Source organism: Streptomyces sp. NBC_00433, from assembly GCA_036015235.1.
Classification (GTDB): domain Bacteria; phylum Actinomycetota; class Actinomycetes; order Streptomycetales; family Streptomycetaceae; genus Actinacidiphila.
The window spans coordinates 8,564,490-8,580,129 of the sequence record CP107926.1; the positions used below are offsets into that span (position 1 = coordinate 8,564,490).

A 15,640-nucleotide genomic window follows, 5' to 3' on the forward strand; every position below is an offset into this window, starting at 1 on the left:
GGAGCGCCTCGGCCGAGCCTGTCCGCGGCGCGATGTGCGCCGCGGACGACGGGGGTCACCGGACCGGGGCGAGGCCTGCGGCGGCGACCAGGCCGGCGACCGCCCGCGACTCGGCGTCCGTCAGCGGCAGCAACGGCGCCTGGGTGTGGGCGTGCCTGATCACCCCGCGGGCGACCAGCGCGGCCTTGAAGGCGCCGAGCGCGCCCGACATCCGGCCCACCCGGCCGCGGTCGGCGACCTCGATGATGCCGAACAGCTCGGTCAGCCGCCGCTGTTCGGCCCGCGCGGCAGCGGCGTCACCGGACCGCGCGGCCTCGTAGAGCCTCACGTAGCCGTGCGGGTCGACATTGCCCAGGCCGGGCACGATGCCGTCGGCGCCGCGCACCATCGCCAGGTCCGCCAGCGTCTCGGAGCCGGTGAGGCAGCCCGCGCCGCTGCCCGCCGTCAGGTCCAACACCCGCTGGAAGGACTCCAGGTCGCCCGAGGAGTCCTTGACCGCCGCGATCACCTCGGCCTGCGCCAGCTCGCCGAGCAGCGCGGGCGGGAGCTTGTAGCCGACGTTCGACGGGATGTCGTAGGCCACGACGGGCAGTTCGAGCGCCGCGTGCAGCAGCTCGTAGTGCGCCCTGACCTCGGCCTCGCCGACCCCGACGTAGAAGGGCGCGGTCACCACCACCGCGTCGGCCCCCAGCGCCTGGGCGCGCCGGGCGTGTTCGAGCACCCGCCGGGTGCCGGTGTCGATCGCGCCGGCCAGCACCGGGACCTGCCCGGCGGCGGTGGCGACGACCGTACGCAGCGCGGTGTCCCGCGCCGTGTCGGTGAGTTGGGCGATCTCCCCGGTCGATCCGCCGACGAAGAGGCCGTGCACCCCGGCGTCGAGCAGGAAGCCGGCGAGGCGTTCGAGCGAGGCGGTGTCCACCTCCCCGTCCTCGGTCAGCGGGGTGCACAGGGGAGGGACGACTCCGTGGAACATCCAGACCTTCTCACTCGCCGGGGACGCGGTCGCTGCGGATTTTCCGGGAACTGTAGAGGCGCCCACCTCTCCGCCGCGCCCTGCGCGCGGGCGGCACGTCGAAGCCGGTCCGCAGCCGCGGCCGCGGACCGGGTCTTACGCACGCGGGCCGGTATTCCGACGCGGGGCGCGGTCGAGACCCGGCTCCCGGGTATGTACCGCGGCTCGTGATAGCCCCGGTCGTCCGCCGAGCCGCGGCAGTCCGGGCCCGCGGTGACCGGGTGGTGGATCACCGGTCCACCACGAGCCCCCACCCGCGATACTCGACGCCAGCGGTGTGCCGGGGAAGCCCGGGTGCCGCGCCCGGCCGACCGGAGGAGCGCCCCGCATGGACACCCCGACCCGTGACCCGAGCGGCGCCCGCCGCGCGCTACGGGCACTGCCGGCCAGGCTGCGGGCCAAGGACCCGGGGCTGGCCGCCACCCGCAGGGCCGCCCGCGGCGCCATCGTGATGCCCGCGCTGTTCGCGCTGTGCAGCGAGGGCATCGGCTCGCCCGCCATGGCCGGCTTCGCCGCCTTCGGCGCCTTCTCGATGCTGCTGCTCGTCGACTTCAGCGGGCCCGTGGTGCAGCGGCTGCGCGCCCACGCCGCCCTCGCCGTCGCCTGGGCGGGGATGATCTGCCTGGGCACCGCGGTCTCCCGGGTGACCTGGCTGAGCGTGGCCATCATGGTCGTGATCGGCTTCCTGGTGCTCTTCTCCGGCATCGTCAGCTCCGTGCTGGCCGGCGCCACGACCGCGCTGCTGCTCGGCTTCATCCTGCCGGTGTCGCTGGCCGCCCCGATGTCCGCGCTGCCCGACCGGCTTGCGGGCGCCGGACTCGCCGCCGCCGCCTCGATGCTCGCCGTCACCCTGCTGTGGCCGCGCCCCTCCACCGACCCGCTGAGCGCGCCCGCCGCCGCCGTCTGCAGGGCGGTCGCCCTACGGCTGCGCGTGGACGCCGCCCTGGTGCTCGGCCCGGACGTACCCACCGCCGAGGACTGCGAGGCCGCGACCGCGGGCGCCGCCGGCGCCGCGGAACGGCTCCGCCGCGCCTTCGACTCCACGCCCTACCGCCCCACCGGCCTGTCCACCGGGGCCCGCGCCCTGGTCCGGCTGGTCGACGAGCTGACCTGGCTGACCGCGATCGTCGCCCACAGCGGCACCCCGCAGGACACCGCCCGCGGCCACGTGGCCGCGCCCTGCCTGGCCAAGCGGGCCGCCGCGCACGCCCTGGACGAGGCCGCCGACCTGCTGGAGGGCCGGCACACCGACCCCGCACCGCTGCGCGCCGCCGTCGAGGAGCTGCGCAAGGCGCTGGACGCCACGGAGCACGACGCCACCACCCGGCTGCCGGGCGGGCACGCCGTGCCCGACGGCGACCAGGAGGTCACCGACTTCCTCAGCTCGCTCGACGTCTCCTTCCGCGCCCAGGAACTGGGCTTCGCCGTCCTGCAGATCGCCGCCAACGTCGACCTCGCCGCCGCCGCCGACCGCCGCGGCTGGGCCGACCGGCTGCTCGGCCGCGAGCCCGGCGGCCTGGCCCACCCGCTCGCCGCCGCCCGCGAGCGCGCCGCCGCGCACGTCGACCCGCACTCGGTGTGGCTGCACAACAGCGTCCGCGGCGCCGTCGGCCTCGGCCTCGCGATTGCCCTCACCGACGTGACCACCGTCCAGCACTCCTTCTGGGTGGTGCTCGGCGCCCTGTCCGTACTGCGCTCCAACGCCCTGAACACCGGCCAGAACGCGATAAGGGGGCTGGCCGGCACGGTCGCCGGCTCGATCGTCGGAGCGGCGCTGCTCCAACTCATCGGCCACAACAGCGTCCTGCTCTGGTTCCTGCTGCCGCTCGCCGTCCTGATCGCCGGTGTCGCACCGGCCGCGATCTCCTTCGCCGCGGGCCAGGCCGCCTTCACCGTCACCCTGGTGATCCTCTTCAACATCGGCCAGATCCCCGACTGGCACGTCGGCCTCTTCCGCGTCGAGGACATCGCGCTCGGCTGCGCGGTCAGCATCGTGGTCGGCCTCTTCTTCTGGCCGCGCGGCGCCTCCGCGGCAGTGGGCAAGGCCCTGGCGGAGGCGTACGCCGACAGCGCCGACTACCTGGCAGGAGCCGTCGACTACGCGGTCGGCTGCTGCACCGCGGGCCCGGAACCGGCCGCGGTCCCGCTGGCCGCCGGGCGGCAGGCCGCCGCCGCGGCCCGGCGGCTCGACGACGCCTTCCGCAGCTACCTTGCCGAGCGCGGACCCAAGCCCGTACCGCTCGCGGAGATGACCACGCTCGTCACCGGCGTCGTGGGCCTGCGGCTCGCCGCGGACGCGGTGCTCGGCATGTGGCAGCGGGCGGGCGACGCCCACAGCGATTCCGAGCGGGCCGCGGCACGCTCCGAACTGCTGTCCGGCGCCGACCGCGTCTCGGCCTGGTACCACGGCCTCGCCGACGGCCTCGACGGCCGCCACCCGGTCCCCGCCCCCCTCCCGCAGGACCTCGCGGCCGACGGCCGCCTCGTCGAGGCGGTCCACCGCGACCTGCGCGACGAACGCGGCCGGGCGACCGCGACAGCCGTCCGCATCATATGGACCGGCGACCACCTCGACGCGGCCCGCCGCCTCCAGACCTCCCTGGCGACGGCAGCCCACGCCCTGCCCTGAACGACCGCCTCCGACAGCCCGCCGGTTCACGCGGCCCGCACCGCACGCCTGAACGGTCGCCTCCCGGGCCGTCGTGGCCGGGGCGGCGGGCTCCGGCCCTGCGGCCGGTCCTGGCCAGACGTCGGGCTGCCCGGGGCATGGCGCCGGCCGTGGGCTTCGGCGCGGCTGACTGTGCTGGGGACGGCCCACGGCCTTGACCCGAACGGCCGGCCCAGGCCCGGCCGGGGCCCGTCATGGCTCGGGCGGGCCGCCCCGGTGCGCCTGCCCGGCGCGGTGCGACGCGCCCGCGGAGGGCGGCGCGGGGGACGGTCCCGGCGGTCGGTCCCGGTCGGCGGGACTTTCCCTCCCGTCCTTACGCCGTGTCGAGTGGTCCCGGCCCCGCCCGTGCGGCGAGAGTCGACCGTGGCGGGCCGTTCCCGCCGCCGTACCGCCGCTGCGAGCTGCGAGGTCGCCGATGTCCGACAGGCTCCGAGTACGGGTCCGCCCGCTGCCCGCCGGGACCGCCACGGGCGCGGCCGCCCGGCCCGGCGCACTCGGCTGGGTGGTGGCGGTCTGCGCCGCCTTCGTCGTCGCCCAGCTGGTGCTCGCCGTGCCCGGCTCGGGGCTGGGCTGGGACGAGACCGTCTACACCAGCCAGGTCTCCGCCCACGTACCCGCCGCGTTCTTCAGCGCGCCCAGAGCCCGCGGCATCTCCCTGCTCGCCGCACCCGTCGCGGCACTGACCTCCTCCACCGCCGCCCTGCGCGTCTACCTCGCCCTGCTGTCCGGCGCCGGACTCCTCGTCGCGCTGCGCGTGTGGCGCCCGCTGCTGCCCGCCCGGACGCTCGCGCTCGCCGGCGGCCTGCTCGCCGGGCTGTGGATCACCCTGCTCTACGGGTCCCAGGTGATGCCCAACCTCTGGAGCGCCTACGGAGGCCTGGCCGCCGTAGGCTGCATGCTGCGCGCGGCCCGCGACCGCACCGACCGCGCCGCCCTCGTCGGGCTGGCGGCCGGGGTGGCACTGGTCGGCCTGATGAGGCCGCCGGACGCGGTGTGGCTGGTGCTGCCGCTGGCCGGCGCCGCCCTGACCGTCCGGTGCTGGCGCCGTCCCGCGCTGCTCGCGGTGCTGGCGGCGGGCCTGCTCGCGGGCTGCGCGGAGTGGGTGGCCGAGGCGTACGTACGCTACGGCGGCCCCGCCGCCAGGCTGCACCGCTCCAGCGCGATCGAGGGCGGCCTCGGCCTGCACTTCGCCGTGGACGACCATGTCCGCGCGCTGGACGGCCGCACACTGTGCCGCCCGTGCGACGTCCCGTGGCGGCACCGCGCGACCGCCGCGTGGTGGTTCGCGCTTCCCCTGCTCGCCGCAGGCGGCGCCGCGGCGGCCTGGCGCGGCCGCCGGGCCACGGTCTGGCTGCCGCTGCTGACCGCGGCCTTCCTCGCCGCCCCGTATCTCTTCACGGTGGGCTACGCCGCTCCCCGGTTCCTGCTGCCCGCCTACGCGCTGCTGGCGATCCCGGTGGCCGAGTGCCTGTGGTGGGCGGCCGGCCGCGATACGGGCCGGCTGCGTCCCGCCGTGACCGCCGTCATCGCCGTCGCCCTGTGCGGCCACCTCGCGATCCAGGGAAGCGTCCTGCTCACCGCGGTCGACAGCAACCGGCGCGCGCGGGGTGGATACGACGCCGTCGCCGCCGGGCTGCACGCGAACGGTGTGCGGCCGCCGTGCGTGCTCTCCGGGGACTCGGCGATTCCCGCCGCCTTCTACACCGGCTGCGCCTCCCGCGAGACGGCGGGCGCCGACCGCAGCATCACGGCGGCCGGACTGCTGGCGGCCGCCCGCCACCGGCCGGTCGCGGTCCTGGTCGCGCCAGGCGGCCGCCCGCCCGCTTTCGCCCGGCACTGGCGCTCGGCGGCACTGCCCGGCTTCCGCGCCTACTTCGCCCGGTGACCCCGGCCGCTCGGCGCACGACCCGGCTCCGTACCGCCCCACCGGTGGCCGACGGCGGCGCGGCCTGGTTCGCTGGTAGCCAGGGCACCCACGCATGGAGCGAGGCCAGGCCATGACAACGACAGACGAATCGCGCCGGCACATCCGGCAGCTCCGCGCCCAGGCGGACAAGCTCACCGAGGACGCCGAGCACGCGGCCAACACCGCGGAGCGCACCCGACTCGAGCGGAGAGCGGAGCAGTTGGAGTCGGACAGCGACCAGGAGAGCATGATGGCGGCCGGGGACATCTACCCTGCGCAATAACCACGCCCGCCTGCCCGATCGCGAGGACGACGCCTGATGAGCGACCGCCTGATGAGCGACCAGCCGCCACCGCACCTGCCCACCGCGTTCGGGAACTACCAGAACGACATCTATCTGCGCGCCCTCGGCGGCGTCCTGCCGGATCTGCCGATGACGTTCGCCGAGCTGGAGGCCCGCGCGGCCGAGGCGATGCCGCCGTCGCTGGTGTCGTACGTCGCGGGCGGAGCGGGCGACGAGGCCACGCAGCGGGCGAATACCGACGCCTTCGCCCGCTGGGGCCTCTACCCGCGGATGTTCGTCGGCGCCCGGGAGCGCGACCTGTCCGTCGAGCTTTTCGGTACGACCTGGCCGTCGCCCCTCTTCATGGCGCCGGTCGGGGTGATCGGGCTGTGCGCGCAGGACGGCCACGGCGACCTCGCCACGGCACGGGCCGCGGCCAGGACCGGCGTGCCGATGATCGCCTCGACGCTGACCGTCGACCCGCTGGAGGACGTGGCCGCGGAGCTGGGCGGCACCCCCGGCTTCTTCCAGCTCTACACGCCGACCGACCGCGACCTGGCGGAGAGCCTGGTCCACCGGGCCGAGCGCGCGGGCTACACGGCGATCGTCGTCACCCTCGACACCTGGGTCACCGGCTGGCGCCCGCGCGACCTGGCCACCGGCAACTTCCCCCAGCTGCGCGGCCACTGCCTGGCCAACTACTTCACCGACCCGGTCTTCCGCCGCCTGCTCGGCAAGGACCCGGCGGACGACCCGCAGGGCGCCGTACTCCTCTGGACACAGCTGTTCGGCAATCCCCTGACCTGGGACGACCTCAGCTGGCTGCGGTCGGTGACGAAGCTGCCGCTGATCGTCAAGGGCATCTGCCACCCCGACGACGCCCGCCGCGCCAAGGACGGCGGCGTCGACGGCGTCTACTGCTCCAACCACGGCGGGCGCCAGGCCAACGGCGGCCTGCCGGCCCTGACCGTGCTGCCCGACATCGTCGCCGCGGCGGACGGGCTGCCGGTGTTCTTCGACTCCGGCGTGCGGTCGGGCGCCGACCTGGTCAAGGCGCTCGCGCTGGGGGCGACCGCCGTGGGTATCGGCCGCCCGTACGCGTACGGCTGCGCGCTCGGCGGCACCGACGGCGTCGTCCACGTACTGAAGACCGTGCTGGCCGAGGCCGACCTGATCATGGCCGTCGACGGCTACCCGACCCGCGCCGACCTCACTCCGGCCGCCCTGCGCCCGCTGCCGTGAGGCACCCGCGGCCGTCGCGGGGGGATTGTCAGTGCCGGATGCGACGCTGATCGACATGACCACCTGGAATCTGCTGGACCTCGACCGGGCCCTGCGCGCGTCCTGGGCCGCCGACACCTGCTCGCCCGACGACGTGCGCCGGGAGCAGTGGCGCCCGGACAACCCCTCGCGGGGCCACTGCGACATCAGCACGCTGCTCGTCCACGACCTCTTCGGCGGCGACCTGATGGTCGGCGAGGTCCACCTCGACGGTGAGCAGCACGGCTTCCACTGGTGGAACACGCTGCCCAGCGGCATAGAACTCGACGTGACCGCGGAGCAGTTCCGGCACGGCCAGCGGGTGACCGGCGCCAGGGCCGTCACCCGCCCGCAGGGGCCGCTGCGGCACCGCTGGGAGGAGTATCTGCTGCTGCGCGAGCGCGTCGCCCTGCACCTCGGCCCGCTGCCCGCACCCGGCGCCATGGTCCACCCGGCGGGCGAAGCGACCGGGCAGATGTCGATTGCCGGTCCTTCCCGTTCGTCGGAAAGCTGACGGGGGCCGCACCGCGCCCCCGCGGACCACCGAGGAAGGACAGACGGCCATGGCGCGCTATCTGCTGCTCATCCATGACAACGAGGCCGACTACGAGGCGGCCGACGACACCGCCCGCCGGGCACTCGACGAGGCGCACGCGGCCTTCAGCCGCGAGCACAAGGACGTGGTCGTGGCCGCCGAGCACCTCCAGCAGACGTCGACGGCGACAGTGGTGCGCGAGGACGGCGCGGGCGGCCACCTCGTGACGGACGGCCCCTACGCCGAGACCAAGGAGGCACTGGGCGGCTACTACATCATCGACGTGTCCGACCTCGACGCCGCGCTCGCCGTCGCGAAGCGGCTGCCGTACTTCGGCAGGACGGGAGAGGCGGCGGTGGAGGTCCGGCCGCTGCACTGACCCGGACCGCCCTTCGTGGGGCGTGCCCCGAGCCCGGCGGCGGCTCGCGTCGCCGTCCGTGAAGGGTGAAAGGAGGCCTGCCCGTGTCCGCCGACCCGTCGCCCCGCGGCCCCGGGCAGGCCGCCGCGGCCCGAGCCGTCGCCGACGCGCACCGCGGCCAGTGGGCCTTCGTGCTGGCCGCGACGGTCCGGGTCACCCGTGACCTGGACCTCGCCGAGGAGTGCGTGCAGGACGCCTATGCCAAGGCCCTGGTGGCATGGGCGTCCAGCGGCATCCCGGCCCGGCCGGGCGCCTGGCTGACCACCACGGCCCGCAACCGCGCGGTGGACGTCATCCGCCGCGACGCCTTCTTCCGTACGGCGCTGCCGCTGCTCGCCGACGACGACGAGACGGTGACCGGCCCGGCCGACGGCGAGGACATCCCCGACGAGCGGCTGCGGCTGATCTTCACCTGCTGCCACCCCGCCCTCGCCCCGCAGGACCGGGTGGCGCTGACGCTGCGGCTGGTCTGCGGGCTGACGACCGCGGAGACCGCGCGTGCGTTCCTGGTCGGCGAGACCGCCATGGCGGCCAGGATCACCCGGGCGAAGAAGAAGATCACCGCGGCCCGTATCCCGTACCGCATCCCGGACTCGGGGGATCTTCCCGAGCGGATCGACGCGGTGCTGACCGTGGTCGACCTGCTCTTCACCACCGGCCATGTCGCCCCCGACGGGCCGGAACTGCTGCGCACCGACCTGATCGCCAGGGCCGCCGGACTGGCCAGGATGCTCGGCGACCTCCTGCCCGGCGACGCCGAAGTCGCCGGCCTGCGCGCCCTGATCCTGCTCACCGACGCGCGCCGGCCGGCCCGGATCGACGCGGAGGGCGCCCCGGTGCTGCTGGCCGACCAGGACCGCGGCCGGTGGGACCGCGCGGCCATCGCCGAAGGCCTGGTGCTGGTCCGCCGGGCGCTGCGCCGCCGCCCGCCGGGCCCGTTCGCGCTGCGGGCGGCGATAGCGGCGGTCCACGCGGAGGCGCCCTCCTGGGAGGCGACGGACTGGCCGGAGATCGTCGGACTGTACGACCTGCTGCTGCGCCGCCGCCCCACCCCCGTCGCCGCCCTGAACCGCGCGGTCGCCATCGGCTTCGCCCACGGCCCCGCGGCGGGCCTCGCCGCCCTGTCCGACCTCGCCGAGGAGCCGCGGCTGGCCGGCTACCCCTACGCGTCCGTCGCCCGCGCCGAATTCCTGCACCGCCTCGGCTGCCGGGCAGCCGCCGCCGGCGCCTACCGGGAGGCGCTCCAGCACACGTCGAACACGGTCGAGCGGGACTTCCTGCTCACCAGGATCACGGCGCTGGAGGCCGAGCAACCGGGCTGAGCCTGTGCCGGCCCGCTCAGCGGCTCAGTCCGCGACCTGCCGCGCGAAGCGGTCCTGCGCCGCCTCACCGCTGGTGCTGAACGCCCGGCCGATCGCCTCCCACGACACCAGCCCCCTGCGCGCGGCCCTGGCCGCCCCCGCGCTGTACTGCGGCGCCGCGCTCTCGACCCGCGCCGCGATACGCAGCGCGGTGACCGGCTGACGCTCCGACAGCTCCTCGATCCGCCGCTGAAGCGCACCCAGCAACTGCTCCACGTCATAGGGCACCAGCCCCTCGGCCGCCGTGGCATGCCGCTCCCAGTCCGCGAAGGGACCGGTCTCCGCCTCGTACCCCTCGGTCGCCTCGTCGTCCCCGAAGTCGACAGGATGCGTCACACCCCCACGCCACCCGCACTCACAGGCCCCCCTGACCCCCACCGCCCGCGGCCCGTCCGCCCCGTTGTACCCCCACCACGGCATACGCCCCCCACCCCGCGCCGCAGGCTCCCCACCATCCGCGAGCACCGCCCCCACATACCCCTCATGCCGCCCACTCTCGTCGACCCAGCTCATGCCTCAGCCCTTCGCCGCCGGAACGTGCGTCCACCCTCCCCAACACACCGTCAGGACGTCAAGGAAAACCTGACAAATCCGATCGAACGTGGATGCTGTCCGCGTTCATCTCTTCGACCCGTGTGCCGGCGCCGGCCCGAGGAGCCGTGACGTCACGTGGTGCAGCGACCCGCCCGTTCGTACGGTGAAGGTCGTGGGCGGCACACTGCGCGTGGTGTTGAGCAGTGCGAAGAAGGCCGAAGCGTAGAGCGACGGGTCGGTGCCCGGGAGGCGGGCAGTTCTGCTCGCAGGCCGCCGCGGTGCACCACCACGCAGGTGTGCGGCGCGGTGGCGTAGACAGCCGGCGAGCAGCCGGGGCGGCGGTCGAGCACTTCCGCCGCCCAGTAGGCAGGCGGTCCCAGCCGCGGGTCGGCGGGGTCGCCGTGCCGCCGGACGATGTCGGCGAGGTCGAGGGTGCGCGGGTGGACGGCGGTGGCCTTCACCGGCGGCTCGGGGAGCCTCTACGGCGCCGCACTCGGCGCGCTGCTGCTGACGTCCGTCAACAGCGTGCTGCCCTCGATCGGCGTCAGCTCCGTATGGGTCCAGGCCATCGACGGCACCCTGCTGCTGCTCGCCATCGCCGTGGACCGGGTCGTCGCACTGCGGTCGCCGCGGTGCGCCCCCGGGCAGACCTGCACGGCCGGTGACATGGGCACCTTCATGATCGGCCAGGACAGCTCCGTGGTCCTCGGCAAACCGACCGTCTTCGACAAGTCCAACATCGGCCGGTTCACTTTCTGACCCGGCCGCCCAGGAAAGGAACGTTGATGAAACGCGTCTGCTTTCTGCTCAAGATCCGACAGGAACCCCTTGCCGAGTACCGCGAACGGCATGCGGAGGTCTGGCCGGAGATGCGGGCCGCACCGACTGCGACAGGTTGGCACAATTACTCCCTCTTCCTGCGGGACGACGGCTTGCTGGTCGGCTATCTGGAGACCGAGGATTCGAGCAGGCGCGGGCCGCGATGGACCGCACCGAGGCCAATGCCCGCTGGCAGGCGGAAATGGCGGACTTCTTCGAAGAATTGGACGGGGCCGCGCCCGATGCGGCTATGGTTCCGCTCAGCGAGGTCTTCCACCTCGCCTGAACAAGGGCGCCTCAACAACCGCGCCTGAACGGCTCCGCCTGAACGACCCCCGCTCGATCGGCCCGCCTGGACGGACCTCGCCTGATCGAGGTGAAGCGATTCATTCCCCGATTCTAGGGGCCTGCCGAGATGGTGCCCTGTTCTGCGGTGCAGGGGCGGGCCCGTATGATTGAATAGATTCAATTTCCAGTCGGGGGAGCGGGGACGGAGCGTGGCATCCATGGTGGGTATCAAAGACGTGGCGCGGCAGGCCGGCGTCTCGGTGGGCACCGTCTCCAATGTGATCAACCGGCCCGATCTGGTGGCCGAGGAGACCAGGACGCGGGTGCAGTCGGTCATCGCCAGGCTCGGCTACGTCCGCAGCGAGTCCGCCCGCCAGCTCAGAGCCGGCGCGAGCCGCATCATGGCGCTGCTGGTCCTCGACATGGGCAACCCCTTCTTCGTGGCCGTCGCCAGCGGCGCCGAGCGCACCGCGCGGGCGGCCGGCCTCGGCGTGATGGTCTGCAACAGCGCGCAGAGCGTCAGCGAGGAGCTGGAATACCTCTCGCTCTTCGCCGAGCAGCGGGTCCGCGGCGTCCTGGTCACCCCCGCCGACCCGACCGGCCGCAGCCTCGACGGCCTGCGCAGCCAGGGCATCCCCTTCGTGCTGGTCGACCGCGTCTCGGCCGACCCGTCGGTCTGCTCGGTGTCGGTGGACGACGTGGCCGGCGGTCGGCTCGCCGTGCAGCACCTCATCACGGCCGGCCACCGGTCGATCGTCTACGTCGGCGGCCCGCCCGAGGTCACCCAGGTCCACGACCGCAAGGCCGGCGCGCTCGCCGCCCTCGCGGAGGCCGGACTCCCCGCCTCCTCGCTGACCGAAATCTCCGCCGAGCGCCTCGACGTCGCCGCCGGGCGGGACGCCGGATCGCGCCTGCTGGGCCTCGGCCACCGCCCCACCGCGGTCTTCTGCGCGAACGACCTGCTGGCGCTCGGCGTCCTCCAGGCGATGTTCGCGGCCCGGATCAGCGTCCCCGACGAGATGGCGATCGTCGGCTACGACGACATCGAATTCGCCGCGGCCGCCGCCGTCCCCCTCACCTCGGTACGCCAGCCCGCCGTCTCCATGGGCCGCCTCGCCGCCGAGATGCTGCTGGAGGAGACGGTCGGCGACCCGGCCGACCACCACCACCGCCAGACCGTCCTGCAGCCGGAACTGGTCGTCCGCGGCTCCAGCCTCCCCAGCCGCTGACAGGCCCGTCTGTACGGGCGTCACCGCAGGGACAGGTCCTCGGGGACCCCTGCGGCCCGCGGCTCGTTGCGCCGCAGCGCCACGACGGCCATGTCGTCGTTCAGGCCCGCCGACGCGTAGGCCCTGAGGTCGGCGGTCACCGCGTCCACCAACCGCTCCGGGCGGTGGTCTGCCCACGCGGCGGCGCGTTCCAGCAGCGGGTAGAAGTCACCCTTGCCGTCGCGGGCCTCGGTGACCCCGTCGGTGTACAGCAGCAGCCGGTCGCCCGGTGCGAAGTCGAACGTGGTCGGGGTGTAGCCGCCGTCGGCGAGCGCCCCCAGCCCCAGCGGCGGCGCGGGCTCCGCGGTGTCCAGAGCGGTGACCGCGCCCTGGTGGAAGAGCAGCGGCGGCAGGTGGCCGCAGCTGACCACGCGCACGTACGGCTCGTCGTCGGGGATCTCGATGACGGCCGCGGTCACGAACCGCTCCGCGGTCTCGGGTGAGGCGGCGGCGTCCCACCCCTCGTTCATGCCCCAGCGGACGCTGCCCTCCAGTGACGCGACCAGCTCCGGCAGCGGCGACTGGCGGTGCGCGGCGGCGCGGAAGGCCCCAAGGACCAGCTCGGTGTCGCCGACCGACCCCATGCCCTTGCCGCGCACGTCGCCGATGAGCAGCCGCGTGGAGTCCGCGGTGCGGGCCACCGCGTAGAGGTCCCCGCCGACCGGTGTCCCGACGTCGGCGGCCCGGTAGGCGGACGCGATCGACACCGGCCCCGCCCGCCGCGGCAGCGGACGCAGCACGGCCTCCGACACCCGTCTCAGCCCGGCCACCTCATGGCGCCGCCGCTCCAGCAGCCGGCTGATCATGATCAGCAGTACCGAGAGCCCCACCAGGCTGCACAGCTCCAGCAGCACGTTCTCGGTGGTGAGGGACATCCGCTCGGCCCCGGCCGCGATCAGCGCCAGCACCGCGAGCCCGGCCGTCAGCGTCGCCCGCCGGGCCCCGAGGAAGACGGCCGCCAGCGCGACCGGGAGCACCAGGGCGTGCGCGAGGTGGATGTTCGGCGGCACGAGCGCGTCCACGACCGGCACCAGCACGATCAGCACGGCGGCCAACGCGGTCCAGACGCGATCACGCGTGCTCGCGTTCTTCCACAGCGTCTGATGCCAGTGCCCGGCGTGCATGGGACCCCCTTCGGTGCCCTTGCCTCAATTGCGCTGGTCAGCGTTACAACCATCATAAAATATTCCAAACCGGTCACCTCTATGGTGCGCGGGCGATCCGCCCGGGGGGATCGAAGCGCACTCCGCGATCCGATCGGCGCGCCATGCCGCGACTGCCGCGGAGAAGGATGCCGCACCCCTTGTCGTTCGGCATTGCCGGGCGCGAAAGCGCCGGCCGGAATGTCCCGAGAGGGCGACGACTCCTCCGCGGCCGGCCGGAAGCGCGGGAAACGCCGATATGCTTCCGGTCCGAGGACGGGACACCCGGGTGAGGGGTGGGGGATGCAGATCAACCCGCGCCAGCAGCTGCTGGATATCTGGCAGGCGATTTCACGCCACTCATTCGAGGGTGGCGAATGGGACTGGGGTGAGTGGGGAGGTCGCAGCAGTGTCGCGGACGCCGAGCGACTGCTGTGCCTGATGTATCCGGCCACGGAAATCCCCGACTTCCGGCTCGACGACCCGGACACCACCCAACGCGATGTGCAGACCGCGCTGAAGGGCGCCGGCGGCCGGGTGGAGATCCCCGCGAAGCTGGTGCGCATCCTCGCCGAGTTCATGCGCACCTACACCGCGGAGGACAAGCGGCCCAGCTTCGCGGGCGGATATTACTTCGAGGCGTGCGACCCCGATGAGGAGCTCACCGAGGAGCAGCGCCAACTGGGCGTCGTCGACTCGTTCTCGATGTCGATCACCCTGTGCCTGGCCACCCTCGGCTTCCTCAAGGTCTACCAGGGCAAGACCCGGCGCGGCGAGGTGCGAACGCTCATCGAAGACCTCAGGGCCGCCACCGAGACCCGGCTCACCGCGGCGATGGTGAGCCTGCTGCGCTCCTTCACCGTCAACGTCTTCGACCCGGACGAACCGCAGGGGCGCGTCCTGTGCGGCATGCTCGGTGAGGGACGGATCTCCGAACGCGTCGTCGCGGCGCGCTTCCAGCGCCGTTTCGAGGCGCTGCGCGCCACTATCGTCGAGAGCCTGGTGCTCGGCGTCGACATCGCGGACCGCCTCAAGGACGAGAACCTGCTCTTCGAGTGCGGATGGGCCTGGAGCCTGGTGGAGGATTCCCCGCCGGTCGACACCACCGACCCCATCGGCCCGCAGCCCGCCGGCGTCGCCCGGCCGACCCCGTACCTCCACTTCACCGTCGTCGCCCTCGACGGCATCCAGGACCTGTTCTCCGACCGCACCCTCACTCTCGGCCTGCTCACCCCTGAACAGCTGCGGCTCGCCGAGGCGTTACGCCTGCGGTGGGAGATCACCCAGCAGTACTGGTCCGGCATCGCCCGCTTCGCCGACACCGCCTGGCCGCTTGAGGACATCCCCTGGCGCACCACCGGCCAGCGCCTGGAGTCCGAGTACTTCTCCCTCTCGGTGGCCTCCATCCTGGTCCACGACCTGGTCCGCCGCCGCGCCACCGACGACGACCTCACCCGTACCGTCGCGGTGATGGAACGGCTCGCCGAGCGCGGCCGGATCATCAGCCGGATGACCGGCGAGGACAGAGCGGTCGCCCTGCATGTTCCGGGCCTGCGGTTGCCGCTCCAGGGCAGCAGCGACACCGGCCCCCCGATGCAGTGGACGGTGGCCGACTTCTCCGCCCAGTTGCTCAAGCGGAGCATCCAACTCTGCGCGCTGTCACGGAACATGTCCTCCCACGACCGGCTGCTCATGCTGGCCGAGCGCATTCTGGACCACGTGTGGAAGCGGCGTATCCGCGACGGCGAGGGCGTCGGCCTCTGGGACAACGTCCAGGCCGTCTACCCGGACGTGCCGGCCAGGCAGGGACCGCTGTCCTGGAACGTCACTGAACGCGTCGTCGAGTGCATGGTGGCGGGCCGCCGGCTCTATGCCCAGCCGCCCATCCGCAGCGCCGAACTGGCCGCGCACGCCTCCTCGCTGCTCAGCGAGGCGACCCACCTGCTGGGCAACGAACACCTCGAACCCACCTCGAGCCAGGACACGTCCCGCGCTCTGGCCCTCAGATCGGTCGAGGTCAGGCTCTCCCGGGCACGTGAGATCGCCGACCGGCAGCCCGGCACGGCGGTGGCACTCACCATGGAGGTTCTCCGTGAGCTGGACAGCCTGGCGCTCGCCAGGCACACCGCCTCCTGGGGAGGGTGAG

12 protein-coding genes and 2 pseudogenes are annotated in these 15,640 nt (G+C 73.9%); 11 read left to right on the top strand and 3 right to left on the bottom strand.

Annotated elements, in window-relative coordinates:
• Positions 1-55: 55 nt before the first annotated feature.
• Entirely contained in the window at positions 56-973 is a 918-nt protein-coding gene (locus tag OG900_37080; GenBank protein WUH95221.1) for a dihydrodipicolinate synthase family protein, read from the bottom strand.
• A gap of 367 nt (positions 974-1,340) precedes the next feature.
• On the opposite strand from OG900_37080, the gene OG900_37085 reads away from it, so the two are divergent.
• From OG900_37085 to OG900_37115, 7 genes are all read left to right on the top strand, one after another.
• Entirely contained in the window at positions 1,341-3,641 is a 2,301-nt protein-coding gene (locus OG900_37085; GenBank protein WUH95222.1) for an FUSC family protein, read from the top strand.
• A 454-nt stretch (positions 3,642-4,095) separates the two neighbouring features.
• The gene (locus OG900_37090; protein ID WUH95223.1) at positions 4,096-5,565 is read left to right on the top strand and encodes a hypothetical protein; all 1,470 of its coding nucleotides are present in this window, start codon (positions 4,096-4,098) and stop codon (positions 5,563-5,565) included.
• Positions 5,566-5,677: 112 nt separating this feature from the next.
• Entirely contained in the window at positions 5,678-5,869 is a 192-nt protein-coding gene (locus OG900_37095; GenBank protein WUH95224.1) for a DUF6381 family protein, read from the top strand.
• Between the two features lie 36 nt (positions 5,870-5,905).
• Positions 5,906-7,111 carry an alpha-hydroxy-acid oxidizing protein gene (locus OG900_37100; GenBank protein WUH95225.1) on the top strand — a complete coding sequence of 402 codons (1,206 nt, stop codon included), beginning with the start codon at positions 5,906-5,908 and terminating at the stop codon, positions 7,109-7,111.
• A 31-nt stretch (positions 7,112-7,142) separates the two neighbouring features.
• A complete protein-coding gene (locus OG900_37105; GenBank protein ID WUH95226.1) occupies positions 7,143-7,643 on the top strand; it encodes a hypothetical protein in 501 nt (166 codons plus the stop codon).
• Between the two features lie 49 nt (positions 7,644-7,692).
• Entirely contained in the window at positions 7,693-8,043 is a 351-nt protein-coding gene (locus tag OG900_37110; protein ID WUH95227.1) for a YciI family protein, read from the top strand.
• Between the two features lie 83 nt (positions 8,044-8,126).
• Positions 8,127-9,404, top strand: a complete 1,278-nt coding sequence (locus tag OG900_37115) for an RNA polymerase sigma factor (GenBank protein WUH95228.1) — start codon at positions 8,127-8,129, stop codon at positions 9,402-9,404.
• Positions 9,405-9,428: 24 nt separating this feature from the next.
• On the opposite strand, the gene OG900_37120 is transcribed toward OG900_37115, so the two are convergent.
• Positions 9,429-9,779, bottom strand: coding sequence for a hypothetical protein (locus OG900_37120; protein ID WUH95229.1), 351 nt, complete (start codon positions 9,777-9,779; stop codon positions 9,429-9,431).
• A 654-nt stretch (positions 9,780-10,433) separates the two neighbouring features.
• Between OG900_37120 and OG900_37125 the strand changes: the two are divergent.
• The 3 genes and pseudogenes from OG900_37125 to OG900_37135 all read left to right on the top strand — a co-directional run bounded on the left by OG900_37125 (position 10,434) and on the right by OG900_37135 (position 12,313).
• Positions 10,434-10,736: pseudogene (locus OG900_37125) on the top strand (hypothetical protein).
• Between the two features lie 26 nt (positions 10,737-10,762).
• Positions 10,763-11,082, top strand: a pseudogene (locus tag OG900_37130) (L-rhamnose mutarotase).
• 211 nt (positions 11,083-11,293) lie between these two features.
• On the top strand, positions 11,294-12,313 hold the full coding sequence (locus OG900_37135; GenBank protein WUH95230.1) for a LacI family transcriptional regulator: 1,020 nt from the start codon (positions 11,294-11,296) through the stop codon (positions 12,311-12,313).
• Between the two features lie 20 nt (positions 12,314-12,333).
• On the opposite strand, the gene OG900_37140 is transcribed toward OG900_37135, so the two are convergent.
• On the bottom strand, positions 12,334-13,476 hold the full coding sequence (locus tag OG900_37140) for a serine/threonine-protein phosphatase (GenBank protein WUH95231.1): 1,143 nt from the start codon (positions 13,474-13,476) through the stop codon (positions 12,334-12,336).
• Between the two features lie 321 nt (positions 13,477-13,797).
• On the opposite strand from OG900_37140, the gene OG900_37145 reads away from it, so the two are divergent.
• Positions 13,798-15,639, top strand: a complete 1,842-nt coding sequence (locus OG900_37145; GenBank protein ID WUH95232.1) for an SCO2524 family protein — start codon at positions 13,798-13,800, stop codon at positions 15,637-15,639.
• Position 15,640: the final 1 nt, after the last annotated feature.

Bases quoted from the DNA above. Each gene is read 5' to 3' on its own strand.
- OG900_37085 (WUH95222.1), top strand. From the start codon at position 1,341: ATGGACACCCCGACCCGTGACCCGAGCGGCGCCCGCCGCGCGCTACGG.
- OG900_37100 (WUH95225.1), top strand. From the start codon at position 5,906: ATGAGCGACCGCCTGATGAGCGACCAGCCGCCACCGCACCTGCCCACC.
- OG900_37080 (WUH95221.1), bottom strand. From the start codon at position 973: ATGTTCCACGGAGTCGTCCCTCCCCTGTGCACCCCGCTGACCGAGGAC.
- OG900_37095 (WUH95224.1), top strand. From the start codon at position 5,678: ATGACAACGACAGACGAATCGCGCCGGCACATCCGGCAGCTCCGCGCC.
- OG900_37145 (WUH95232.1), top strand. From the start codon at position 13,798: ATGCAGATCAACCCGCGCCAGCAGCTGCTGGATATCTGGCAGGCGATT.
- OG900_37140 (WUH95231.1), bottom strand. From the start codon at position 13,476: ATGCACGCCGGGCACTGGCATCAGACGCTGTGGAAGAACGCGAGCACG.
- OG900_37110 (WUH95227.1), top strand. From the start codon at position 7,693: ATGGCGCGCTATCTGCTGCTCATCCATGACAACGAGGCCGACTACGAG.
- OG900_37090 (WUH95223.1), top strand. From the start codon at position 4,096: ATGTCCGACAGGCTCCGAGTACGGGTCCGCCCGCTGCCCGCCGGGACC.